Raw genomic sequence first — 23,978 nt, forward strand, 5'->3', positions numbered from 1 at the left:
GTGGAACTCGCGAAACGCCAGTTCTCGGCGCTGCATTTAGCAAGCACCACAGCTGCCGTACGAAATACCTTGCAAAAAATCGCTTTCGGGGAAAATCGTGATCGCTGTCATGTCTTATGACACTGGGCGCAACGGATTTATCTGAGCATAGGTGGAATATGAAAGCCTGCGCATGAAAACCACTGCACCGCCCTCACCCTCATCCGACCCCATGCCCCGGTCCCGACTCACCGATCCGGCGCGCCTTCGGGCATTACGCGAGACCGGACTGCTGGAGAGCGCTCCCGCAGACATCTTCGCGCGTGCGACGCGTCTCGCGACGCGGGTGACCGGCGTGCCTATCTCGCTGGTTTCGATGGTCGACGAGAACCGTCAGGTCTTCGTGGCGCAAAGCGGGCTGGATCGCTTCGACGCCCATTCTCCATCGGAGACGCCGCTCACCCATTCCTTTTGCCGCTATGTCGTGGAAACCGATGCGCCGCTGCGTGTGTCCGACGCGCGCGAGGATGCGGTGCTGGGCGAGAATGGCGCGGTGCGCGATCTGGGCGTGATCGCCTATCTCGGTGTGCCGTTGCGCACGATCGAGGGGCAACCGCTCGGCGCGTTCTGCCTGATCGACCGCGAGGCGCGGCAATGGACCGAGGAAGAGTACGAAGCTCTGTCCGACATCGCCGCGGGCGTCGAGGCGGAAATCCGGCTACGCCACCAGATCAACGTCGCCCACCGCGAAGAAAACCGCTACCGCGCCATTCTCGATCAGATGCCGGTCGGCGTGGGCGTGGCCGAGCTGGGCACCGGGCGGCTCCTCGATCTGAACGCGACCGCGATCGAGATGTTCGGCGTGAAGAACGGCGAGGTGGGCAAGCAGCTCGCCTTCGACGCTTATACGCCGGAAGGCCGCAAGCTCAGCCTCAGCGAATTTCCGATCGTGCGCGCCGCACGCCACGGCGAAAAGATCAACCATATGGAGCTGCGCTGCGTGCGCCGCGACGGAAGCGAAAGCAACCTGCTGATCTCGGCGCAACCGATCGAGAGCGATCCGCCGGTGGCCGTGGCCACCGCGCTCGACATTTCCGAGCTGAACGAGGCGCGCGAACGTGCGGCCGACATTGACCGGCGTCTCGCGAATTTCCACGAAATCACCTCCGACGCGATCATCGAGATCGACCGCGACGACAATATCCGCTTCGCCAATTCTGTCATGCGCGCACGCATCCGTGCCGCTGTCGGGGCCGCGACCGAGTCGCAGGCGATCGGGCGATCGCTCTGGGAAACCGTGCCGCATCTGCGCGAGAGCAAACTGGCGGAGGCACTGGCAGAAGCCCGGCGCACAGGCACGCCGACCGTCGCCGATCAGATCGGGCGCGACGGGCGCATTCTGGAAGCTCGCATCTACCCCGAGAGCGGCGCGATCCTCGCCTATCTGCGCGACGTGACAGAGGAGCGCCAGCTCGCGCAGGCACGCGACACGCTGACGCGCGAGCTCAATCACCGGGTCAAGAACGCCTTCGCGATGATGTCGGGGCTGGTCGGCATGACCGCCCGCCACGCGACGACGCCGAACGAGATGGCGCGGGGCCTGCGCGAACGGATCGGCGCGCTCGCCCGCGCCCATGAGCTGATTAATCCGACCGCCACACCCGAGCGCGATTTCCGCGGCATGGTCGAACTGCGCGAATTGTTGCTGGGCGTGCTTTCGCCCTACACCAATCTCGACGATCCACGGCTGACCCTCGGCGGTCCCGCCCTCGCGCTGAACCATGCGGGGTCCACCAACCTCGCGCTGGTAATCCACGAACTGGCCACTAACGCTGTGAAATACGGCGCACTTTCGCACGATGCGGGGCGTCTGGAGCTGACGTGGCGCGAGATCTCCGGCCAGCTCGAGCTTGATTGGCGGGAAAGCGGCCACCCCGCGAAATTGGTGCCACCAAGCAACAGCGGCTTCGGGTCGCGCTTGATCGACCTGACGATTCAGGGCCAATTGCGGGGAACCTATGGAACCGAATGGGTTCCCGACGGGTTCCAAGCTCGCATGACCGTGCCAATGGACCTGATAAAAGGGTAGTATAGCCCATGCTACAGAGCAGTATTTCTTGCCTCGAGGGCAGCAATGTCCTCGTCGTCGAAGATGAATTATTCATCGCCTATGACATCGCCTTCTCGGTCGAGGAAGCAGGCGGTCAGGTTGCGGGACCGTTCGCGACCCTGGCACGTGCGCGTGCGGCGCTTACGGATGACTCGGTCTCCGTAGATGGCGCGATCCTCGACATGAACCTGCTGGACGGATCGGCGGAAGCCCTGATCGTCGAGCTGTGGAAGCGCGAAGTGCCCCTGGTGGTGAACACGGCCGAGCAGCTGCCGCTTGCCTTCCAATCGATCATGCCGGAAATCCCGGTCTTCTCGAAGCCGACGAACCCGTGGGAACTGGCCGAGGCGTTGGGACGCCAGCTGCGCAACTGAGGTTGGCTGTCGCGCAGTTCCGACCTCCCCTGCCCGCCTCAAAGCGGCATCTTGTATTCCTTGGCGATCGCCCAGATCTCGGCATTGATTGCTTGCATTTCGGCAAGCGCGGCTTCCAGTTCGGTAAGCGTCGCGCTGTCCAGAACGCTTTCCTCTCCAATCCGCAGACTGGTCTTGCGATCCGCGATACGCATCTGGATCGCGCGCACCGGACCTCCGCCCTCGTCGAAAGCGTAGAGGCAATGGTTGAAGTGATTGCGCAGCCCCGACACTTTCTTCATCCGTGCCGACACCGCCAGCACCCGTTCGCAGGCCCGCGGCGCGCAGGGACAGTCGTCGCGCTTGGCCAGCCGATCCACGAGATCGAGCCGCGCACGCGTGGTGTTCAATGTCAGATGAATGATCGTCGCGACGCTCTTGTCGGTCCCGGCGAGCCCGGCGATCAGATGGATCAACAGGCTCTCGGTATTGGTCCAGGCATAATTGATGCGTCCGATCAGCATCAGGAACCGATCGAAATCCGGCGGGCGCACCTCCGCGGGCGCGGGCGGGTCCTTAGGCACCTCGGATACGGTGATACCAGATCGCCGCCTCGGTGCGGTTGGTGACGCCTAGCTTCCCGATGATGCGGTGGATGTGCAGCTTAACCGTATGTTCGGACAGGTTCAGCTTGCCCGCGATGATCTTGTTCGGCTGGCCCGAGGCGAGCATCTCCAGAACCTCGGTTTCGCGCGGCGTCAGCCCCGACAGGCAGATTGCATTGGCAGACTCCGTCGCGGTGGCGCCGTTCAGCATCGGCATCGGCAGCTCTGACGGACGGCAGTGCAGAAGCGCGGGCGGGATGTAGTGCCCCCCCGAGACGATCATCCGCAGGATCAGAAGCCAAGTCGTCAGATTTACGTTCATCGGCAGCAGACTGATGTGATGCGTCAGGATCGCAGAGCCGTGGCGCGCCATCAGATCCTGCGCGTACGCCTCGTCCTCGATCGCGATGATCAGTTTCACGCGCGACAGGAACGGCTCGCGACGTTCCGCGAGCGCGACCAGACCATCGGCGTGATCCTCGTCCACGATCAGCGAACACAGCGTGCCGCGATGATCGATCCGTCCGTCGGACTGCAATTCCTCGAGCAGCGTCTCGAAATCGTTCAGACGCAGGCACGTCGCCGGCGTCACCTCGGCATCTACGGTTCGCAAAACGGTATCGGAAAAAACATGCGATGCGCCAAGAAAGCAGATCGCTGCGTCTTGTTTGCGGCAGGACGGCATCACGCGCGCCCCCGCAGGTTCACTCTTATGCAACGCATTCATGGTGGCCCCCTCGTCCTACCCTGAACTCAAATGTTCGGGCGACTAACCCCACGTCATATCGCCCGCATCCACCATATCACGGACCAGTGAGATCAGCGTTACCCGAAGTGTTTACCCAACGGTAAGGAATCTCTTACGCAACGTAAGTCTAAGCGAATCGCGTCCGGAATCACGGTTTTTCGCTCAACGCCGCTTGGGACGCGTCACAAATGGTAGGTCGTGATCGAGTCACCACTAAACCTTGTCCAGCTTTGGGCATCTGCGACAACTTCGTGAAAATTTCTCCGATGGTCCGGGATTCCGCAGGCCACAGCGCGGAGCGCATGGGGAAACGGTTGATTTTCAGCCGGTTAAAACGGTGCACCGGCCGGCTAGACCCATTTGCTAGCTAGGTCCACCGGATCACGGGGCGCAGGATGTTGGTGTCGCAGCTGGGGGCTGTGACTCGTCTGTTTCCACATTCCGCCCGGAAAGGGTGACCCACCTGCGAATCGCTCGATTCGGGGATCGGGACCGGGGTGCCGAGCGGTTGGGGAAGCGGACATTCATCGGGGCAAAAGCCCTGCATAGCAATGGTCCGAACCATATCCGTTTTAGACAGAGTGACGGATCCCGGACCGATCAACTGGGAGAAATGAAATGGCGAACAATCGGCACAATTGGGTCCAAGGCGACTGGAAGAACCACATGGAGAACGACGACGATCACGACTCGGACTCGTCGGATAATCACTCGACGCCCGATCCGCAGCAGCAACAGCAGCATCAGAAAGCGGTTTCGGATTCGGATTCGCGTGCGAATGCCGATGCAGACTCGCGTGCGAATGCCGATGCGGATGCTTCCTCGGCGGCGCGTGCCTATGGTGAAGGCGGCGACGCGACCAACACCAACCGCCTCGACGACACGAACCACAACCGTGTCGATACCGACACGACGTCAAACTCGAAAGCGGTCAACAGCAACGACATCACGATCGATTTCCCGGATGAGGGCATCTTCGGCGAAGACAACGACTTCGCGGATATCGACGACTCGAGCGTGGGCGACATGGTCTTTGCCGATGGCGATATGACCTATACCTACGACTACGATCCGGGCGACGACATCAACCTCAGCGACATGCTCAACGGCATGGGCAATGACGTGATGATGGTCAACACGCAGGCCAACACGCTCACCGACAACGACACGCTCAATGATCCCAAAGTCTCCAACGACGCGAATTTCCAGGTCGACGCCGTGATCAAGGACAATTCGGCGCATTCCGATGACGGGATCGACGCATCCTCCGAAGGCGGCAACGGCGCCGAGGATGTCGGTTCGTCGGGCGGCATGGCGCTCGCGGGTGGCGGTATCGCCCTCTCGGGCGGCGGCGTTTCGCTCGCAGCCTCGGAAACCGAGGGTGAAGGCGACGATGGCGGCGACGGTGGCGACGGCTTCGGTATGGGCCTCGGCATGGGCGGCGGCATGGCGGGTGCTGGAGCGGACGAAGGCGGCGCAATCGCAAACGCCGGCGACGGCGGCGGCGGCATGCCGATGATGATGAAGCATCACCATCCGCAGATGGGCGGCGACGGTGGCAATGCAAGCGCGACCGATTCCGGCCAGGCAATGGCTGATGCACGGGCGACCGGTACTGGTACTGGCTCCGGCACCGGTGACGGCGGAAACGGCGGCGCCGGCGGCGACGGTTACGGATGGTCTTCGACCGGTTCGCAAGCCTCGGGCGGCGGCTCCTGGGCGACCGGCGGCTATGCCGGCGGCGGTAACGGTGGCGGCGACGTCACCGCAGGCGGCGGCGGCAATGGCGGCAGCCTCGGCAATTGGGGGTCGGGCAATGGCGACGATGGTATCGTCACCGGCCAGTCCTATGCCGATGCGAGCGCGGCCATCGACACCACCGCGTTCAACCAGTCGATCGTGATGGGCGCCAACATCCTCGGCAATGCCGTGGATACCACCGTGGTCGGCGGCAACCTGTCGTCCTCCTATATCGGCGACGACGACGCATCGTAAGCAAACAAGCGGCGTGCCTCCACGAGAGGCGCGCCGCATTCCGTTCGGGCCGTTTCGCATCGCATCACGCCCGGACCTTGCCCGCGGCGGAGTTCACCCCGCCGGATGCGATGAACCGACAGTCTGACGCCCCGCATCCAAGCGCGGGTTTTCAGCGTCATGAAGGGGGGAAGGAAGATGCTTGACCGGCAGACCGAAATCATCGCCCATTTCATCGGTGCCTTCAATCAGACGACCGAGACCAATGTCGCCCGACAGGAATACGACGCCTTTCGCGCGCTGCAGGCTTCCGCGCCCACGCCGGGGGATCTGCTCTCCGTCAATGTCAGCGTCAATTCGGATTACCTGCTCGAGGATTTCGATCCGTCGCTGCAGCTGAAGCTCCCGCTGGTGCCTCCGTCCGAGGCGCCGTGGCTTCCCTTCGTCGACGATTACCAGCTGCGCGACATCGCGCCGCCCGGATTGCCGTCCGGCCAGCTCGCAATCCCGCCCTATGATTTTCCGCCCGTTCCGGTACCGCTCCAGATGTTTCTCGGAATGGCGCCACCTTCCTCGGTGCTCCACATCACTTCGCAGATCAACACGCTGAGCGATCATGACGTGCTCTACGACAAGCCCTTCATGATGCCGGCAGAGCTGATGGACGAGTACGGCCCTGCGGCCACCTCGTCGAAGCTGATGGCATTGGCCGAATATGCAGATGCGCTGACGGTGAGTGCCGCACCCGTCGGCATGACCGTCGAAGCCCAGGCGGAGGCGCTGATGGCGCAGATCGACGCGCTCGATCCCGATTCCGTGCCCGACGGCGTGACGGCCGCGATGTTCCGCAGCGAGACGATCTTCGCCGCGCCGACCGACCCGGAAGAGGACGACGGTCTCGAGGAGGGCGTAACCGACCCGGAGGCCATGACCGAGCTGCAAAGCGAAAGCCTCGACGGTGAAGAGGCGGCGGCCTCCCTCCTGCCACCCGCGTTTTCGGGCGCGGTCGTGTTCGACGGGCAGCTCATGGACGAATTGCCCGAGACATTGAAACTTCGGCTGGAAGCACGCGACCCCTCGGACGACGAGTCGGAGGATACACCGCTCGACGCGGGTGTGATCGAGGTGGAGACCGACGGTATCGGCGGAGATGGCGAAGGGGCGGCCGGAACGGTCCAAGGCCCCGATATGCCCGTCGATCCCGCGGGCATGGCACTGGAAATCGCGCAGAGCCTCAGCACCGGCAACAACCTTCTGCTGAACCAGTCACAGGTGGTGCATGACTGGCTCGATGCGCCGGTGATCGCGGTCGGCGGATCGGTGACCTCGCTCTCGGTGATCTCGCAGGTGAACGTGCTGCGCGACGCGGATATGAAGCCCGGTCTCGGCCACCACGGCACAGGCAACAGCGCGGGCGGGCAAGGCTTGGGTAATGGTGACAGCGCCGACCCGCTCGCCTCGCTAGGCCACAACGTTGCGGTCTACACGCAAGAGGCCAATCCCGCGAACTTCCTTAACCTGGTGATGCCGCCCGGCGGCAGCCTGATCGCGATGACGGAAATTCGCGGTGACCTGATTGTCGACAACCACATGACGCAGGTGAACGCGGTCTCCGATGGGGATCTGGTGAGCTTCGAATTCGGCTCCTATTCCGCCGAGATCGTGATGGGCGACAACTCGACCGTCAACCTGCAGCTTCTGCTGGAAGCGGGCGCGCAGTTCGACCTGATCATGATCGGCGGCAACATGTACGAGATCGCTCAGCTCGAGCAGATCAACGTATTGCTCGACGACGATCTGGTGATGAGCGGCGCGGGCGGCATCGGACACGGCGGCGTGGGCCATGTCTCAAGCGAGGATAACCTGCTGTGGAATGAGGCGCATCTGACCAAAGTGGGCATCGACACGCAGTTGGAGATGGACCCGCAATATCAGAACGTCCTCGACCAGCTGGCGGAGATCTACAGCGGCCTCGATCCGAACCCGGGCGAAGGCTATTCGATGCCGCCGGGCGCGGCCTACGACGCGGTCGAAGGGCTGCTGGGCGACGAGCTTTTGGGCGGCCAGATGGCACTGCGGGTACTCTATATCGAGGGAGACCTGATCGTTCGCGACAACCTCACCCAGATCAACATTCTCGAAGATGCCGACCTGATATCGGTCGACGGTCCGGGCGAATTCGACGTCGATGCGGGCGGCAACACGCTCGCCAACGTCTCGTCGCTGACTGTCGCGGGCGTCGACAGCACGATCATGGCCGCCGATGGCGTCTATTCCGACGCGGTGATCTGGCAGGCGGGGATGATGGACGATGGCAGCGGCGGTCCCCTCGGCCCGACGAGCCCCAGCGAAGGGGCGCTTGCCTCGGAGGCGGTGGCGTTCCTCGCGGACGGGATGATCGAGAACGCGCCGACTTACGACGATGACGAATTCCAGGTGCATCCGGGCTCCCACGGGGGAAGCGGGTCGCTCGATGCATTGCACACGGTTCTGGCCTGACGGAGGGGCGGAACTTCATTCACTAGGGGAACTTCGATGAAAGACAGGACTGACGACGCCGCCGGGGGGCAGGCGACCCGCCAAGATGGTCATGACGCGATGGCTCGGAACGTGGATCCGCCGCAGGCCGATCCGACAGACAAACGGCAGGCGCAAACCGCAACGGGCGACGGTCCCGGGGCGAAAGCGCGCGCCGACGAAACCGGCGCGGAGGGGACTGTCGAGACAGTCGCCGCCCGGACGGAGGGTGGTGCTGACGCCCGAAAGGAGGCGGGTCGTGTCCCCGCGCAAAATGCCTCCGGCTCCCCACCGGCGCCACCCTCCACCCCAGCCTTTCACAAGCGCCTCGGCCCGGTGGATTTCACCCGCACGCTGCATGACATGAAAAAGCGGCTGCGCGTGAACATGGCCTTCGTCGTGCTGATGACCTGCGCCACGAATATCCTGATCCTCGCGGTGCCGATCTACCTGTTCCAGATTTCCGATCGGGTCTTCACCTCGCGCTCGACCGACACGCTGGTGATGCTGACCATCGTGATTGCCGGGGCGATCGTCGTGCAGACGCTGCTCGACGCGGTACGTCGGCTGGTACTGATGCGCTCGGCGGTGGATGTGGCCGCGCGGCTCGGCGCACCGGTCCTGTCGGCTGCAGCGCAGGCTTCGCTGCATTCCAACGGGCGCGAATATCAGGTTCTGGGCGATCTCAACGCGCTGCGGAGCTTCCTTGTCTCCGGCACGCTGCTGTCCTTCCTGGACGTGCCCTTCGCGCCGATCTTCGTGCTTGCGGTCTTCCTGATCCACCCGCATCTCGGCACGATCGTGGTCGTGACCGCATTGATCCTTATGCTGTTTGCCTGGATCAACCAGAAGATCACTTCGGACGGCTTCAGCCGTGCCAATATCGCGCAGACCCGGGCGAACCTGCACCTGGAGTCGATGTCGCGCAACAGCCAGATCATCAACGCGATGGCGATGATCCCCGAAGCCGTGTCGATCTGGGGTCGCGATACCGCCGCCTCCCTGCGCGCGCAGACCGAGGCGCAGGATCGCAACGTCTTCACCGCCTCCGCGTCGCGGATGTTCCGCCTGTTCACCCAGATCGGGATGCTGGGCTGGGGCGCCTATCTCGCGCTCGATGGGCAGATCACCGGCGGCATGGTGATCGCCGCCTCGATCGTCGCGGGCCGTGCGCTCGCGCCGATCGAAGGCGCGATCGAGGGATGGAACTCCTTCCTGCTGGCACGCGGCGCCTATGATCGGGTCGGCCAGCTTCTGGCCTCCGCCAAGACCCGCAACGACAAGCTGCGCCTGCCCAAGGTGGAAGGACGGCTCGATATCGAGCGTCTCCTCTATGTTCCGCAAGGCACCAAGCATGTCGTGCTGAATGCGCTGACCTTCTCGCTCGCGCCCGGCGACCAACTGGCGATCATCGGCAATTCGGGCGCCGGCAAGACGACGCTCGGCAAGATGCTGGTGGGATCGGTGCTGCCGACCTCGGGAGCTGTGCGGCTCGACCTGATGGACATCCGCAACTGGGACCCGCGGCAATTCGGCGAAAGCATCGGCTACCTGCCGCAGGACGTGCAGCTCTTCCCGGGCACCATCAAGCAGAACATCGCCCGGATGCGGGAGGATGCGAGCGACGCCGCGATCCATCGCGCCGCCGCGCTCGCCGATGTGCACGAGATGATCGCCTCGCTGCCGCAGGGTTACGAGACGGTCGTCAGCTCCGACGGCTCGCCGCTATCGGGCGGACAGAAACAGCGGATCGGTCTGGCGCGCGCCTTCTTCGGCGATCCGAAGTTCGTGGTGCTGGACGAGCCGAACTCGAACCTAGACACGCAAGGCGACGCGGCCCTCGTGCGCGCGCTCGGTCATGCCAAGGCCAACGGGATCACGGTGGTCGTGGTCACGCAGAAACCCTCGCTGCTCAGCGCGGTCGACAAGATCATGCTGCTCAACGACGGCAATATCGCGATGTTCGGCTGGCGCGACCAGATGCTCGCAGAGCTGGAGCGGCGCAAGCAGGCCAAGGCTCAGCAGGTGCAGCAACAACGCGCAGCGGCGCAGAACGTCGCCGCGACCGCCCCGATGCAAGGAGCCCCGGCATGACACTCCTTCTTACCAACCCGCTCAACTCCCACGAGACCCCCGACTGGTCGACCGAGGTCCCGCGCAGCATCAAGACGCTGGTCATCGTCGGGTTGACGATCTTCGCGATGGCCTTTGGCGGCTTCGGCGTCTGGGCCTTCAGCGCCCCGCTCGCCGCCGCCGTCATGGCGCCGGGCTCTTTCGTGGCCACGGGCCGCAACAAGATGATCCAGCACCTCGAAGGTGGGATCATCAAAGAGATCAATGTCTCCGAGGGCGATTTCGTCACCGCGGGGCAACCGCTCCTGCGCCTCGACGAGACCTCGGCGCTCGCCAATGAACGCGCGCTATTCCTGCGCCGCGCGCGACTGGAATCGATGGAGGCCCGGATACAGGCCGAATATGACGGCTGGCGCGAACTGGTCTTCCCGAAATGGCTGCAGGACGCCCGGCGCGACGTGGAAATCGCCGCGATGATGGATTCCCAACGCCTCGCCTTTGACGTGACGAAAGCGAAAGTGCAAAGCGAGTTGGACCTGCTGGCACGCAACATCGCCGCGATGGAGAGCCGTTCGGAAGGCTACCGCGCGCAGCTGATTGCCGCGGAGGCCCAGCGCGACCTGCTGGCCGAGGACCATGAGAGCAAGGCGAAACTCTTCGAGAGCGGGCTGATCCGGCGAACCGAGCTGAACGCGCTGCTTCGCGCTCTGGCCGATGCGGAAGGGCAGATCGGCCGCCTCAAGGCGGAGATCGGCGAGAGCGAGGAGATGCGCGCGAAATACCAGGCGCAGACCAAGCAGACGATCGAGACCCACAAGCAGGCCGCGCTCGACGAGTTGGAGACCGTGCAGGCGGAACTCGATTCCGTACGCGAGCAAGAGCGCAAGGCGACCTCCGTCCTGAAGCGCGTGGTGATCGAAAGCCCGGTTTCCGGCACCGTGGTGCGGCTGAACTATTCCGGCGCGGGCGGCGTGATCGAGGCGGGCAAGGTCATCGCCGAGATCCTGCCCTCGGAAGCCCCGCTCATCATCGAGACGATGATCGCGCGCACCGATATCGACGCGATCAAGGTCGGACAGGAAGCGTCGGTGCGGCTGTCGGCGCTCAACCAGCGCACGACGCCGATCCTGATTGGGGAGGTCTATTACATCTCCGCCGACGCGATCGTGGAGCGCTCGGGCGAACATCCCCGCGAGGTCTATATCGCCCGCATCCGCCTGCCCGCCTCGGAGCTGCGCCGGGTCCCGGGCTTCGCGCCGATGCCCGGGATGCCGGTGGAAGTGATGATCCAGACCGCGTCGCGAACCTTCGCCCAATACATCGCGAAACCAGTGGTGGATTCGATGAACCGTGCTTTCCGCGAGCATTGAGAGGTCGATCCGACGGAAAACCGGCGTGAAGGCGTCGCTCTCGAGGGCGCGGCGCCTTTCTCCTTCAGCCTAGCGAATTCATGGGATTACGCCACAGTTTAGACTCCTTCTAAATTCCTGAGTAAAATAATCGATCACGAAGGCGGGAAAATACCAGACTTCATTTGTCAGAGATCAATTTCCAGACTATCTCCTGACGATAGGAAGCGAAGACCGACTCGCGACCCATCACGGAGGTGCCCTCATGAAGGCCAGCCCTATCGAGAACGAAACCTGCAAATGCGCACTGCCGCTTGGCCAGTGCCGTCGCGGGTTCCGGGGCACTCTGGTCTCTGTCTGCCCGCTGGCCGGGAAGGACGGCTATGACGCGGACGAGCTGGAACTGCGCCTGCTGGAGCTTGGCTTCATCGAGGGCGCGTCGGTCCACATCCTTCACGAAGGTCCGTTCGGTCGCGATCCTATCGCGGTGCGCGTGAACGACACCACCGTCGCTCTGCGGCGTGCCGAGGCGATGGCCATCCTCGCGGAATGACATCGGCTCCTGCCATAAACCAGCCCAAAGCCCCGCAGACCGATCCCGACGCCCAGCCGATCGAGGCCGCGCTCGTCGGTGCGCCGAATTGCGGCAAGACGGCGCTGTTCAACGCGATGACCGGTGCGACGCAGAAGGTTGGCAATTATTCCGGCGTGACCGTGGAGCGCAAAGTCGGCGTGGCGACCACGCCTGCGGGGCGCAAGTTCGCGCTGATCGACCTGCCCGGCACCCATAGCTTGCGCGCCCGTTCTCCGGACGAGGAAGTGACCCGCGACGTGCTGCTGGGCCAGCGCCCGGGAGAGCGCGTCCCCGACATGATCCTCGCGGTGGGCGATGCGACCAACCTGCGCGGCGCGCTGCGCCTGGTCTCGGAACTGAAGAAGATCGGCCTGCCGATCGTGATGATCCTCAACATGATCGACATCGCGCGCCATCGCGGCTTGCAGATCGACCATGTCGCGCTGAGCGAGGAACTGGGCATCCCGGTGATCCCGGCCACTGCCGTCCGCCGCGGCGGGCTCGACGAGTTGTGGTCCAAGGTGGATCCGATGCTGGAAGCCGGCCTCGACGACCCGCAACCCTCTAGCTGGGCGGTTCCGAGTACGCATGACATGCGGGTCTCGATGCGCGAGGCGGAACGGCTGGTGAAGACCCACGTCATCCGCCCGCCCGAGCCGGACACGATTTCCGCCAAGATCGACCGCGTGGTGCTGAACCCGATCGCGGGGCCGATCATCCTGCTGGCGATCCTCTTCGTGATGTTTCAGGCCGTCTTTTCCTGGGCCGCGCCCTTCATGGATGCGATCGACTGGGCGTTCAGTTCGCTGGGCGCGCTGGTGACGCAAGTGATGCCCGAAGGGCTGGTGCAAAGCTTCATCTCGGACGGTTTGATCGCGGGCATCGGCTCGGTCATCATCTTTCTTCCGCAGATCCTGTTCACCTTCCTCTTCATCCTGCTGCTGGAAGATTTCGGCTACATGGCGCGGGCGGCCTTCCTGATGGACCGGATCATGGGCCGCGCCGGGCTGAACGGACGGGCCTTCATCCCGCTTCTGTCGAGCTTCGCCTGCGCGATCCCCGGCATCATGGCCGCGCGGGTGATCGACAATAAACGCGACCGGCTGACGACGATCCTCGTTGCGCCTCTGATGACCTGCTCGGCGCGCATTCCCGTCTACACGCTGATCATCGCCGCCTTCATCCCCAACACGAAAGTGCTCGGCGGGCTGAGCCTGCAGGGGCTGGTCATGTTCGGTCTTTATGCGGCTGGCGTGTTCTCGGTTCTCACAGTGGCCTTCGTCGCGCGGCATCTCTTCGCACGTGAAGAGCGCTCGGCGCCACTGATGCTCGACCTGCCCGACTACAAGATGCCGATCCTGCGCAATATTGCGCTGGGGCTCTACCAGCGCGCGCGGGTCTTCCTGCGCCGGGCCGGCACGGTGATTTTCTGGGCGATGGTGGTGATCTGGTTCCTGTCGACCTTCCCGATGGCCCCCGAGGGCGCTACGCAACCGGCGATCAACTATTCCTTCGCCGCGATGATCGGCCACTTCGTCGCGCCGATCCTCGCGCCTTTGGGCTTCAACTGGCAGATCGCCGTGGCGCTGGTGCCGGGCATGGCCGCCCGCGAAGTCGCGGTCGCAGGGCTAGCCACGGTCTACGCGGTGGGCGGCGAGAACGGCCTGATCCACACGCTTACCGATCAGTGGAGCCTCGGCACCGCGCTGGCGTTGCTCGCATGGTATATCTTCGCACCGCAATGCATCTCCACGCTGGCGGTTATCCGGCGCGAGGCGGGTTCGGCGAAGTGGATGTGGGTCGCGGTGGTCTACATGTTCGCGCTGGCCTATCTCGCGGCTTTCGCAACCTACCAGATCTCGGCCCTCCTCGGCGCGGGCTAAGCCCTCGCGCAACCTTCAATCGATGGTGAGACGCGGTGAACGCTTTGCCGCCTTGAGTTTCGCGCGACGATCCGGAAGATGCCGCTCGAGAGTCACGGGACAGAGAGCCTCCGCATGATCCATCGCCGCCTTGCCGCCCTCTTGGGCCTCGTCGCCCTGATGCTGCCGCAGGTGGCCGCCGCCCACATCACCGCGACCGGCTCGGGCGGTTTCACCGCAGGGTTCGAGCATCCGCTCTCGGGCTATGACCATTTCCTCGCGATGTTCGCGGTGGGCCTCTGGGGCGCGCAGATGGGTGGACGTCAGGTCTGGCAATTGCCGGTGACCTTCCCGCTGATCATGGTCGTAGGTGGCGTGATCGGCATTCTCGGCCTGCCGCTGCCCGGCATCGAGATCGGGATCGCGCTGTCGATCGTAGTTCTCGGCCTCGCCATCGCCACCGCGTGGAAGCCCTACGAATGGATAGCGCTCGCGATCATCTCGGTCTTCGCGCTTTACCACGGTTACGCACATGGGGCAGAGCTGCCGATGGCCGCCGACCCGGCAGATTTCGCGATCGGCTTCGTGCTGGCGACCGGGATGATCCACGTGATCGGGGTCGGCGTGGGTCTCGTCCTCGACCCGATCCGGGGTGGTCAGCTCTCGCGCGGGCTGGGCGCGATCATCGCTGTGGTCGGGCTCGGCTTCCTTGCGCTGGCACTGGGTTACCTGCAATCTCAGCTCGGGTTCCTGCAAGGTGGGCTGAGCCTCTTTGGCCATTGACGTATCGCATAACCGTTCCGGCCTTAGCTGGCTGCGTCACCTCTGGGTGCTGGCCGGGCTGACCGCTTTGATCGTGCTGGCGCTGATCCCGCCTGCGGACCGCGGCGAGACCGGGGCGTGGCTGATACGCGACGCGCTCGCGATCGAGCGGCTGTTCCCGCTATTCGGCTTCGGGATCTCGCTGGCCTTGGTCGGGCGGCGCGCTGCACTTATCGCGGCGCTGCTCTGGGCCGTCGGGATCGCGCTCGGCTTCACCTTTCGCATCGAGCTGATGGCCGCGTTGCAACAACTCCCCGGCGCGATCACGCATCACTTCCTGACCATGCCGATCTCGGCCATCGCCATCGGTGCCACGCTCGCCCTGGGGCGGTGGTCGCGGCCCGTGCTGATCGTGCCAGCGGGACTTGTTCTGGGGGTGATGTATGCGCTCTCGGTGAAATTGTCCGACCCGAGCTATGGCGGTGCGTCTTGGGTCTTCCTCGCCGGGATCGGCCTGGGCATCTGGCTGATCGGCGCGGTCTATCTGGTGCTGCGCAGCTGGCAGGCGCAATGGTTCGAGATAGCAGGCCGGATCGTCGGCAGCTGGCTGGTCGCGATCGGACTGCTTTACGGAGGCGTCGCACTGATGGGCGGCAAGCTGAAGCCGAAGAATGCAGATCCTTCGACCGCCGCCTCGGAGAACGCGCCCGCGGCAGAAACCGCAGTGCCCGAGGCCGATGCTTTCCCCAGCTTCGGCGCGCCGCCGCCCGCCGCCCCGCCCGGCAGCAAGAAACCGGATTTCCAACCATGATCCGCAGCACCGTTCTCACCCTCGCCGGTCTGATCGGGCTGCTGCCGGGGCTCGCGAGCGCCCACCCGGAAGACGAAATCCTGATCCGTCTGCTTGTCGGCATGGAGAGCGGCAAAGTCACCCATATTGGCGAGAGTTGGACCTTCGATCCGACCGTGTCCGACTGGCTGATCCAGAGTTTCGACAAAAATGGCGACGGGGCCTTCACCGGAGACGAGCTGGCGCCGCTGCAAGACGCGGCGAAGCAGAATTCGGAGGGCTCGTTCTTCTACACCCGGTTCTGGAAAGGGACCCAGCAACTGCCCGATCCCCAGATCTACGGCTTTCAGGCGACGGTGAAGGATGGGGCCGTCACGATGGCCTTCGCGCTCGCCCTCGCCCAGCCCGAAGACCCGAACGACCTGCGCATCGAGATGTATGACCCCGAGAACCTGACTGGACTGGTGCCGGTGAAATCGGACCCGGTGGTGATCCGCGGCTTGGCCGACGGCGCGACCTGCGTGCCGAACGTCTCGTTCAATCAGCCGGATGTGCATGGCGGGCCGGACAATATCCCGATTGCGCTGACGCTGGCTTGTAAGGGGTGAACTTGGAGGGGGCGCTGCCCCCGCGCTGATGGCCCTTCGCTTGCGCTTCGGGCGTTCGGCGGGGCCGTCCTTCCACTGGAAGGCCGCTGATCCCGCCTCACCCCCCGGGATATTTCCACCAAGAGGAAGAGGCTAGTCGGCCTTTAATTTCGGAGCAGGTTTTGGTTCCGCCAAGGGCGTGTCCGAAAAACGGATCGGCGTGCGGATGCCGGGGATACCCTCGGCCTCGACCCGCATTCCGCGCGCCTCCACCTGCGGATCGGCGAAGACCTGATCGACGGAGTTGATCGGGCCCGCGGGAACGGTCGCCTTTTCGAGCGCCGCGAGCAGCTCGGCACGCGGCCATTCCGCAAGCGCAGGGAAGATGGCCGCGCGCATGGCCTCACGATTGGCGACGCGCGCCTCGTTCGTGGCGAAGTCAGGATTGGCTGCGAGGTCGAGGGCCAGAACCTCGCAAAGCCGCCGGAACTGCCCGTCATTGCCGACTGCGAGGATCAGATCGCCATCCTTGGCGCTGACAACCTCATAGGGCGCGATATTGGGATGCGCGTTGCCTAAGCGATGCGGCGCATTGCCTGTGGCGAGAAAGTTCATCCCTTGATTGGCGAGCACGCCCACCGCGCAATCCAGAAGCGCCATATCGACCAACTGCCCTCGCCCGGTGCGCGCCCGTGCGGCCAGCGCCGCCTGTATGCCGATCACCGCGTAAAGCCCGGTGAAGATGTCCGCGAAGGCCACGCCCACCTTTTGCGGCTGGCCTTGCGGGTCGCCGGTCAGGTCCATCCAGCCAGCCATGCCCTGGATCAGGAAGTCATAGCCCGCGCGGCTCGCGTAAGGGCCGTCCTGCCCGAAACCGGTGATCGAGCAATAGACGAGACGCGGATTGATCGCGGAAAGGCTCTCGTAATCGAGGCCGTATTTCTTCAGCCCACCGAGTTTGAAGTTCTCGATCACCACATCCGCGTCCTTGACCAGATCGCGCACGATCTTCTGGCCTTCTTCGGTACGGAAATCAGCCACGACCGAAATCTTCCCGCGGTTGGTGGCGTGGAAATAGGCAGCCGATCGACCCTCCGGCCCGTCGCCTTCGCGCGCGATGAAGGGCGGGCCCCAGCGGCGGGTATCGTCGCCCTCGGGCGCTTCGACCTTGATCACTTCCGCGCCAAGATCGGCCAGCACCTGACCGGCCCAGGGACCGGCCAGAATCCGCGCCAGTTCGACGATTTTCACACCTTCCAGCGGGGCCATCAGAAGAAGGCCTGCAGGCCCGTCTGCGCACGACCCAGGATCAGCGCGTGCACGTCATGGGTGCCCTCGTAGGTGTTCACCGTCTCGAGGTTGACCATGTGGCGGATCACCTGAAACTCGCCCGAAATGCCGTTGCCGCCATGCATGTCGCGGGCCATCCGCGCGATATCCAGCGCCTTGCCGCAATTGTTGCGCTTGATGAGCGAGATCATCTCGGGGGCGGCATCGGCTGCGTCCATCAGGCGGCCCACCTGCAGCGCGGCGTGCAGGCCCAGCGTGATTTCGGTCTGCATGTCTGCGAGCTTCTTCTGGAACAGCTGCGTCTGCGCGAGAGGCTTGTTGAACTGTTTGCGATCGAGGCCGTATTGGCGCGCGGCGTGCCAGCAGAACTCGGCCGAGCCCATCACGCCCCAGGCGATACCGTAGCGCGCACGGTTGAGGCAGCCGAACGGACCTTTCAGCCCCTCGACATGCGGCAGCAGCGCGTCTTCCCCGACCTCGACGCCGTCCATGACGATCTCGCCGGTGATCGACGCGCGGAGCGACAGTTTCTGCCCGACCTTCGGCGCGCTCAGCCCCTTCATGCCCTTCTCCAGCACGAAGCCGCGGATCTTGCCGCCATGGGCCTCGGACTTCGCCCAGACGACAAAGACATCGGCGATCGGCGAGTTGGTGATCCACATTTTCGAGCCGGTGAGGCGGTAGCCGCCCTCGGTTTTCTCGGCGCGGGTCTTCATGCCCGCCGGGTCTGAACCCGCATCGGGTTCGGTCAGGCCGAAACAGCCGATCCACTCGCCCGAGGCCAATTTCGGCAGGTATTTCTGGCGCTGCTCCTCCGAGCCATAGGCGTAGATCGGATACATCACGAGGCTCGACTGCACCGACATCATCGAGCGGTAGCCGCTATCGACGCGCTCGATCTCGCGCGCGATCAGGCCGTAGGACACGTAGCCCGCGCCGATCCCGTCATATTCCTCGGGGATGGTCGCGCCCAAGAGGCCCATCTCACCCATCTCGCGGAAGATCGCGGGGTCGGTGGTCTCGTTCTCGAAGGCCTCGATCACGCGCGGTTGCAGCTTGTCCTGCGCATAGGCGCGGGCCGCATCGCGCAGCATCCGCTCCTCTTCGCTCAGCTGGGTTTCCAGACGCAGCGCGTCGTCCCAGGTGAACTTGCCCAGATCGGGGGCATCCTTGGCTTTGAGCGTAGGGCGGTCGGTCATGGCGGTCCTCGAGATCTGTCTTGCGTTGCGTCGAACTCTAGGCATCGAGCCGCGTGGCGCAAACGATTAAATTTGCGAAGATGATGAGTTTTGCGCATGATCCGGCAAGACACAGCGGAGCACCCTCGCGACCATGCGCAAAAGCTACACTCCTACGATCAACGAGCTGCAGGCCTTCGCAGCCTGCGCGCGCTTCGGCACGACGACGCGGGCGGCAGCGGAGTTGAACCTGACGCAATCGGCGGTGTCGCGCTCGCTCGGGACGTTGGAGGAACGGCTGGGCGTGGCGCTGTTCGACCGGGTGCGCAAGCGGCTGTCTCTGTCGCCGGCAGGTCATGTTTTCCTTGCGCAGGCAGAAGAAATCCTTGGTCAGATCGACCGGGCCGCGATGGGGGCAATGGCCTTCGGCGGCGCGCGCGCGGTGCTGCGCATGGCCGTGCTGCCGAGCTTTGCGCGGTCGTGGCTGATCCCGCGATTGGCCGGGTTCGAGGCCGCGCAGCCGGAGGTGAGCCTCGATCTCAGCGCGCGACTGCTGCCGGTGGATTTCGCGCGGGAGCCATTCGACCTGGCAATCATGCGCTCCAGGCATGAACAGGCGGGGGCCGAGGTCGAAAATCTCGTTGCGGAGGAATTGATCGTCGTGGCCGCGCCGCACCTGATGACGGGGCGCGCGGAATTGGAGGACGACGCGCTGCTGGCGCTGCCCCTCTTGCAGCAGTCGACGCGCCCGACGCTCTGGCTCGACTGGTTCCGCGAGAGCGGGCGCGACGCGCGGCATATACTCCGGGGCGCGCGGTTCGATCATTTCGACATGATCCTCGATGCGGCGAGCGCGGGCATGGGGCTGGGGCTGGTGCCCGCGATCATCGCGCAAGGGGCGCTGGCCTCGGGGCGGCTGGTGCAGGCGACGCCGCGCCGGTTTGCCACCGGTGAGAATTACGCGCTGATCCTGCCCGAGCGCGCGCGGGAGGCGCCGCATGTCAGCGCCTTCCGCGATTGGTTGCGGGCCGAGATCGGCGCTTAGTCGAAGACGATGACCTGCCGGATCGCCTCTCCCGCGGCGAGCCGCTCGAAACCTTCGTTGATGTCTTCGAGCTTTAGGCGATGGGTCATCAGGTCCGGGATCGGCAGTTGCCCTTGCACCATCATCTGCGCGAAACGCGGGATGTCGCGGACCGGCACGCAGGAGCCCATGTAGGACCCCTTCAGCGCATGTTCGTTCGCCGTCAGCGACACGGCCGGGATCGTGAACTCCGCCTTCGGGTTCGGCAGGCCCGCCGTGACGGTCGTGCCGCCACGCCGGGTGATGGCATAGGCGAATTGCAGCGCCGGAGCCGCGCCAGCCAGCTCCACCGCGAGATCGACGCCGCCGCCGGTAAGGTCGCGCAGTTTCTGCACCGCGCCTTCCTCGGTCGGGTCGATGGCATGGGTCGCGCCAAGCTTGAGAGCGAGGTCGCGTTTGTCCTTGGCCAGATCGACCGCGACCAGTGTGCGCGCGCCTGCCGCGACCGCGCCAAGAAGCCCCGCGAGGCCGACGCCGCCAAGGCCGATGATCGCGCAGCTTTGCCCGGTCTTCAGCCCGCCCGAATTCAGCACCGCGCCGACGCCGGTCAGCACCGCGCAGCCCAGCAGCGCGGCTTGGTCGAGGGGGATCGATTTGTCGATCTTCACGCAGGACGCCTCGGAGACGACTGCGTAATCCGAGAAGGCCGACACGCCGATATGGTGGTTCACATGCTCGCCCGCGACCGAGATGCGTTTCGATCCGGTGATCAGGCTACCCTTACCCGCGGCAACCGCGGCCGGCTCGCAAAGCGCGGGCCGCCCCTCGGCGCAGGGCACGCAATGGCCACAGGACGGCGCGAAGACGAGGACCACGTGATCGCCGGGCGCGAAGCGCGTGACATGGGGACCGACGGCCTCGACAACGCCCGCCGCCTCGTGACCCAGCGCCACAGGCATGTCGCGCGGGCGGTCGCCGTTGATGACGGACAGGTCCGAGTGGCACAGACCCGCCGCGGACATCTTGATCAGCAACTCGCCCGGGCCGGGATCGTCCAGCTCTGCCTCGACGATCTCCAGCGGCTGGCTGTCGGTATAGGGGCGCGCCTTGCCCATCTCGCGCAAAAGTGCGATCCGCGTTTTCATTCTTGCTCCTCCCCAAATCGATTTGGCGCAGATTGGGAAAGATCGGCGGAAGTGTCCATGCCTCTTTGACGATGCGTCACACGGTGACGGTGAAGGGAGCGTCCAGCGGATGTTCTTCGAGGTTCGCGGTTTCGCCAATCCGGTCCACCACGGCGAAGAGACCGGGCGCTGCGAGCGGCGTCAGTACACCGTGCCACGTCCCGCGATGGAGGTTGATGCCCTGCGCGCCGTCGGTCAGGAAAGCACGCGGCGTGCCGGGCTTGCCGCCTGCGTCCGGTGCCACGATCACGAGGAACGGGTCCGCGCTCATCGGGAGGAATGCCTGCGAGCCTTCGGGGTGCCGCTCCAGCAGGTCACAAAGATAGGGCAGCGTTCGCGGCTCCGCCTTGAAGATCGAGAGTCCGGCGCGCCCGCCGGACACCGCCCCGAAATCAAGCTGTGCGCGATCATGGTAGCGCCCACAGAGCCCGGCATTGATGATCTTGTCGGGCGCGCCGGACGCCTCGAGCACATCCCCGAACGGGGCAAACGCCTCGGGTGTCAGCGGTTCGGCCTTGATCTGCATGGCGCCTCCGGGTTCGGGCGGAAGAAAGGGGGCGCTGCCCCCTCACCCCCGGGATATTTCGACCAAGCCGAAAGGGTCAGCTCGAGATGGGCGAGCCGAGCTTCGGGTGGCGGTTCACGTCCTTGTAGAGCAGGTAGCGGAACGGACGGCGACCGGCGGCGTAGCAGGCCTGCGGGCAGAAGCTCCGCAGCCACATGAAGTCGCCCTCCTCGACCTCGATCCAGTCCTGGTTCAGCAGGTAGACTCCGCGGCCCTGCAGCACGTAGATGCCGTGCTCCATGACGTGGGTTTCCGCGAAGGGGATGGTGCCGCCCGGCATGAAGGTCACGATATTGACATGCATGTCGTGGCGCAGATCGTTCGGATCGACGAAGCGCGAGGTCGACCAGTAGCCCGAGGTGTTGGGCATCTCGAGCGGCGGCTTGTCCTGATCGGCGGTGACGAAGCTTTCCGGCGCGTCGATGCCGGGCACACGCTCGTAGCGTTTTCGGATCCAGACGAAGGTGCCGGGCGTGTCCTGATCGTTCGCGACCGACCATTGCGTGCCCGGCGCGAGATAGGCGTAGCCGCCGGCGTCCAGTTCGTGGCCGACGCCTTCGATCACGAGGCGGATGTGGCCAGCGAGCACGAAGATCACGCCCTGGCCCTCGGGATCGGGTTCGGGATTGTCCGAACCGCCGCCCGGCGCGACTTCGACGATCAGCTGCGCGAAGGTCTCGGCAAAGCCCGACAGCGGCCGCGCGAGCACCCAGGCGCGGGTGTTTTCCCAGCCCGGCATCAGCGAGATGGTGATGTCGGAGAGCACACCGCGCGGGATCACGGCGTAGGAGGTGTTGAATTGCGCGCGCTCGCGGGCGCGCTGGTTCTGATCGGGCAAACCGCCCGTCGGGGCGTAATAGGTGTATTCCATCAAAGGTCCATGGCGTTCAGGCGATGCCACGCGATCCGCTCGACCTGTTTGCAGGCCTCACGGAATTCCGTCTCGCGGCCCTGGTCAAGCCGGCGGCGGAAGGCGTGGAGGATTGACGCCTTGGTATTGTCTTTTACGGCGATGATGAAGGGGAAACCGAATTTTTCGGTATAGGCGGCGTTGAGCGCCTCGAACGTGGCGCGTTCCTCGTCGGTCAGCGCGTCGAGCCCGGCGCTCGCCTGTTCCGAGGTGCTTTCTGCGGTTAGACGTTTGGCTTGGGCGAGTTTTCCCGCGAGATCCGGGTGCGCGGTCAGCACGCCGAGACGCTCCGCCTCCGAAGCCGAGCGGAAGATGCGGACAAGCGCCGAGGCCACCCCTTCATGGCTGTCATGGGCCGGGCCCAGCTCCAGCTCGAAGGCCCGCTCGGCGATCCAGGGCGAATGTTCGTATATGCCGCCGAAGACTTCGACGAAACGGTCCCGGTTCATCTGGCTCGGGCGTTCGCGGCGCGTGTGGGGGTGGGTCGCGGCCCAATGCGCGGCGATCTCTCCACGGGTCGCGAACCAGACGCCCTCATGCGACAGCGCGTAATCGAGGAAGCGCTTCAGCCCCGCAACTTTTCCCGGTCGCCCGATCAGGCGGTTATGCAGGCCCACCGAGAACATCTTCGGCGCGCCGTCCATCCCTTCGGCATAGAGCGTGTCGAAACTGTCCTTGAGGTATTGGAAGAACTGCTCGCCCTCGATATAGCCGGGCGCCGTGGCAAAGCGCATATCGTTGGCTTCCAACGTGTAGGGGATCACGAGTTGGTCCCGCGCGCCCACTTCCAGCCAATAGGGCAGGTCGTCGTCATAAGTGTCGGAGATCCAGTCGAAGCCACCCTCTTCTGCGGTCAGCCGCACCGTGTTGGCCGAGCAGCGCCCGGTATACCATCCGCGCGGACGCTCTCCGACGACCTCGGTATGCAGGCGGATAGCCTCGGCGATCTGGCGGCGTTCTTCGTCTTCCGCCATATCTTTGTGCTCGACCCATTTCAGGCCGTGCGAGGCGATCTCCCAGCCCGCTTCCTTCATCGCAGCGACCTGTTCCGGCGCGCGCGCCAGCGCGGTCGCGACCCCGTAGATCGTGAGTGGTACGTTCAGCCTGGTGAACAACCGGTGCAGCCGCCAGAAGCCTGCGCGCGCACCGTATTCGTAGATCGACTCCATGTTCCAGTGTCGCTGGCCGGGCCATTGCGCGGCGCCTGCGATATCGGACAGGAACGCCTCCGACGCCGCATCGCCGTGCAGGATATTGTTCTCGCCGCCCTCCTCGAAGTTGAGCACCATCGAGATCGCTACGCGCGCCTTTCCCGGCCATTGCGGATCTGGGGGCGTGCGGCCGTAGCCGCGCAGGTCGCGAGGGTAGCGGGTCATCGAATGGCTCCTGTCTTCGGGTCGAACCGGGACAAGAAAGAGCAAAATACGCCAAAGGGAAAGGGGGGCTGACCCATCGCCGCAGGTCAGACCGCCGCGATGGTAGCCTCGACCGCCTTTTTCCACGCGGCGTAGCGGGCTTCGCGTGTGGCCTCGTCCATCTGCGGG

20 protein-coding genes are annotated in these 23,978 nt (G+C 64.6%); 12 read left to right on the plus strand and 8 right to left on the minus strand.

Features of this window, described 5'->3' with window-relative positions:
* Positions 1-211 precede the first annotated feature (211 nt).
* Positions 212-2,068, plus strand: coding sequence for a PAS domain S-box protein (locus B6V75_RS16990; protein ID WP_168174503.1), 1,857 nt, complete (start codon positions 212-214; stop codon positions 2,066-2,068).
* A gap of 8 nt (positions 2,069-2,076) precedes the next feature.
* Positions 2,077-2,463, plus strand: coding sequence for a hypothetical protein (locus B6V75_RS16995; RefSeq protein ID WP_075775769.1), 387 nt, complete (start codon positions 2,077-2,079; stop codon positions 2,461-2,463).
* Positions 2,464-2,501: 38 nt separating this feature from the next.
* Here the strand turns inward: B6V75_RS16995 and B6V75_RS17000 are convergent, their stop codons facing one another.
* Together B6V75_RS17000 and B6V75_RS18885 are read right to left on the minus strand one after the other, a co-directional pair.
* Entirely contained in the window at positions 2,502-3,026 is a 525-nt protein-coding gene (locus tag B6V75_RS17000) for a hypothetical protein (protein WP_233243104.1), read from the minus strand.
* Positions 3,019-3,639, minus strand: a complete 621-nt coding sequence (locus B6V75_RS18885) for a response regulator transcription factor (protein WP_233243105.1) — start codon at positions 3,637-3,639, stop codon at positions 3,019-3,021. The genes B6V75_RS17000 and B6V75_RS18885 overlap by 8 nt, the downstream gene beginning before the upstream one ends.
* Before the next feature lie 774 nt (positions 3,640-4,413).
* Between B6V75_RS18885 and B6V75_RS17010 the strand changes: the two genes are divergently transcribed.
* The 9 genes from B6V75_RS17010 (at position 4,414) to B6V75_RS17045 (ending at position 16,304) form a co-directional block, all read left to right on the plus strand.
* The gene (locus B6V75_RS17010) at positions 4,414-5,790 is read left to right on the plus strand and encodes a hypothetical protein (RefSeq protein WP_088720462.1); all 1,377 of its coding nucleotides are present in this window, start codon (positions 4,414-4,416) and stop codon (positions 5,788-5,790) included.
* Between the two features lie 177 nt (positions 5,791-5,967).
* Positions 5,968-8,268: a hypothetical protein gene (locus tag B6V75_RS17015; RefSeq protein WP_088720463.1), complete on the plus strand. Its 2,301-nt coding sequence runs from the start codon at positions 5,968-5,970 to the stop codon at positions 8,266-8,268.
* Positions 8,269-8,304: 36 nt separating this feature from the next.
* Entirely contained in the window at positions 8,305-10,380 is a 2,076-nt protein-coding gene (locus B6V75_RS17020; RefSeq protein ID WP_088720464.1) for a type I secretion system permease/ATPase, read from the plus strand.
* A complete protein-coding gene (locus B6V75_RS17025) occupies positions 10,377-11,729 on the plus strand; it encodes an HlyD family type I secretion periplasmic adaptor subunit (protein WP_088720465.1) in 1,353 nt (450 codons plus the stop codon). The genes B6V75_RS17020 and B6V75_RS17025 overlap by 4 nt, the downstream gene beginning before the upstream one ends.
* Before the next feature lie 244 nt (positions 11,730-11,973).
* Positions 11,974-12,261, plus strand: a complete 288-nt coding sequence (locus tag B6V75_RS17030) for a FeoA family protein (RefSeq protein WP_075775765.1) — start codon at positions 11,974-11,976, stop codon at positions 12,259-12,261.
* The gene (locus B6V75_RS17035) at positions 12,258-14,165 is read left to right on the plus strand and encodes a ferrous iron transporter B (RefSeq protein ID WP_088720466.1); all 1,908 of its coding nucleotides are present in this window, start codon (positions 12,258-12,260) and stop codon (positions 14,163-14,165) included. Before B6V75_RS17030 ends, B6V75_RS17035 begins: the two co-directional genes overlap by 4 nt.
* Positions 14,166-14,279: 114 nt before the next feature.
* Positions 14,280-14,927 (plus strand): HupE/UreJ family protein, encoded by a 648-nt coding sequence (locus B6V75_RS17040; RefSeq protein WP_088720467.1) that lies wholly within the window; start codon positions 14,280-14,282, stop codon positions 14,925-14,927.
* On the plus strand, positions 14,917-15,717 hold the full coding sequence (locus B6V75_RS18750; protein ID WP_168174504.1) for a hypothetical protein: 801 nt from the start codon (positions 14,917-14,919) through the stop codon (positions 15,715-15,717). The genes B6V75_RS17040 and B6V75_RS18750 overlap by 11 nt, the downstream gene beginning before the upstream one ends.
* Positions 15,714-16,304 (plus strand): DUF1007 family protein, encoded by a 591-nt coding sequence (locus B6V75_RS17045; RefSeq protein WP_168174505.1) that lies wholly within the window; start codon positions 15,714-15,716, stop codon positions 16,302-16,304. Before B6V75_RS18750 ends, B6V75_RS17045 begins: the two co-directional genes overlap by 4 nt.
* A 132-nt stretch (positions 16,305-16,436) precedes the next feature.
* Here the strand turns inward: B6V75_RS17045 and B6V75_RS17050 are convergent, their stop codons facing one another.
* The gene (locus B6V75_RS17050) at positions 16,437-17,552 is read right to left on the minus strand and encodes a CaiB/BaiF CoA-transferase family protein (protein ID WP_088720469.1); all 1,116 of its coding nucleotides are present in this window, start codon (positions 17,550-17,552) and stop codon (positions 16,437-16,439) included.
* Complete coding sequence (locus B6V75_RS17055) at positions 17,552-18,772, minus strand: acyl-CoA dehydrogenase (RefSeq protein WP_088720470.1); 1,221 nt, start codon at positions 18,770-18,772, stop codon at positions 17,552-17,554. The genes B6V75_RS17050 and B6V75_RS17055 overlap by 1 nt, the downstream gene beginning before the upstream one ends.
* Positions 18,773-18,905: 133 nt before the next feature.
* Between B6V75_RS17055 and B6V75_RS17060 the strand changes: the two genes are divergently transcribed.
* Positions 18,906-19,796, plus strand: coding sequence for a LysR substrate-binding domain-containing protein (locus B6V75_RS17060; RefSeq protein WP_075775759.1), 891 nt, complete (start codon positions 18,906-18,908; stop codon positions 19,794-19,796).
* Here the strand turns inward: B6V75_RS17060 and B6V75_RS17065 are convergent.
* The 4 genes from B6V75_RS17065 to puuE all read right to left on the minus strand — a co-directional run bounded on the left by B6V75_RS17065 (position 19,793) and on the right by puuE (position 23,810).
* Entirely contained in the window at positions 19,793-20,920 is a 1,128-nt protein-coding gene (locus B6V75_RS17065; RefSeq protein WP_075775758.1) for a zinc-dependent alcohol dehydrogenase family protein, read from the minus strand. The two genes, B6V75_RS17060 and B6V75_RS17065, sit on opposite strands and share 4 nt — an antisense overlap.
* Before the next feature lie 76 nt (positions 20,921-20,996).
* Positions 20,997-21,485 (minus strand): ureidoglycolate lyase, encoded by a 489-nt coding sequence (locus B6V75_RS17070; protein ID WP_088720471.1) that lies wholly within the window; start codon positions 21,483-21,485, stop codon positions 20,997-20,999.
* A gap of 76 nt (positions 21,486-21,561) precedes the next feature.
* Positions 21,562-22,395, minus strand: coding sequence for a bifunctional allantoicase/(S)-ureidoglycine aminohydrolase (locus tag B6V75_RS17075; protein ID WP_075775756.1), 834 nt, complete (start codon positions 22,393-22,395; stop codon positions 21,562-21,564).
* On the minus strand, positions 22,395-23,810 hold the full coding sequence (gene puuE, locus B6V75_RS17080; RefSeq protein WP_088720472.1) for an allantoinase PuuE: 1,416 nt from the start codon (positions 23,808-23,810) through the stop codon (positions 22,395-22,397). The genes B6V75_RS17075 and puuE overlap by 1 nt, the downstream gene beginning before the upstream one ends.
* Between the last annotated feature and the right edge of the window lie 168 nt (positions 23,811-23,978).

It is taken from the genome of Thioclava sp. F1Mire-8 (assembly GCF_002213165.1).
GTDB classification, from domain to species: Bacteria; Pseudomonadota; Alphaproteobacteria; order Rhodobacterales; family Rhodobacteraceae; genus Thioclava; species Thioclava nitratireducens.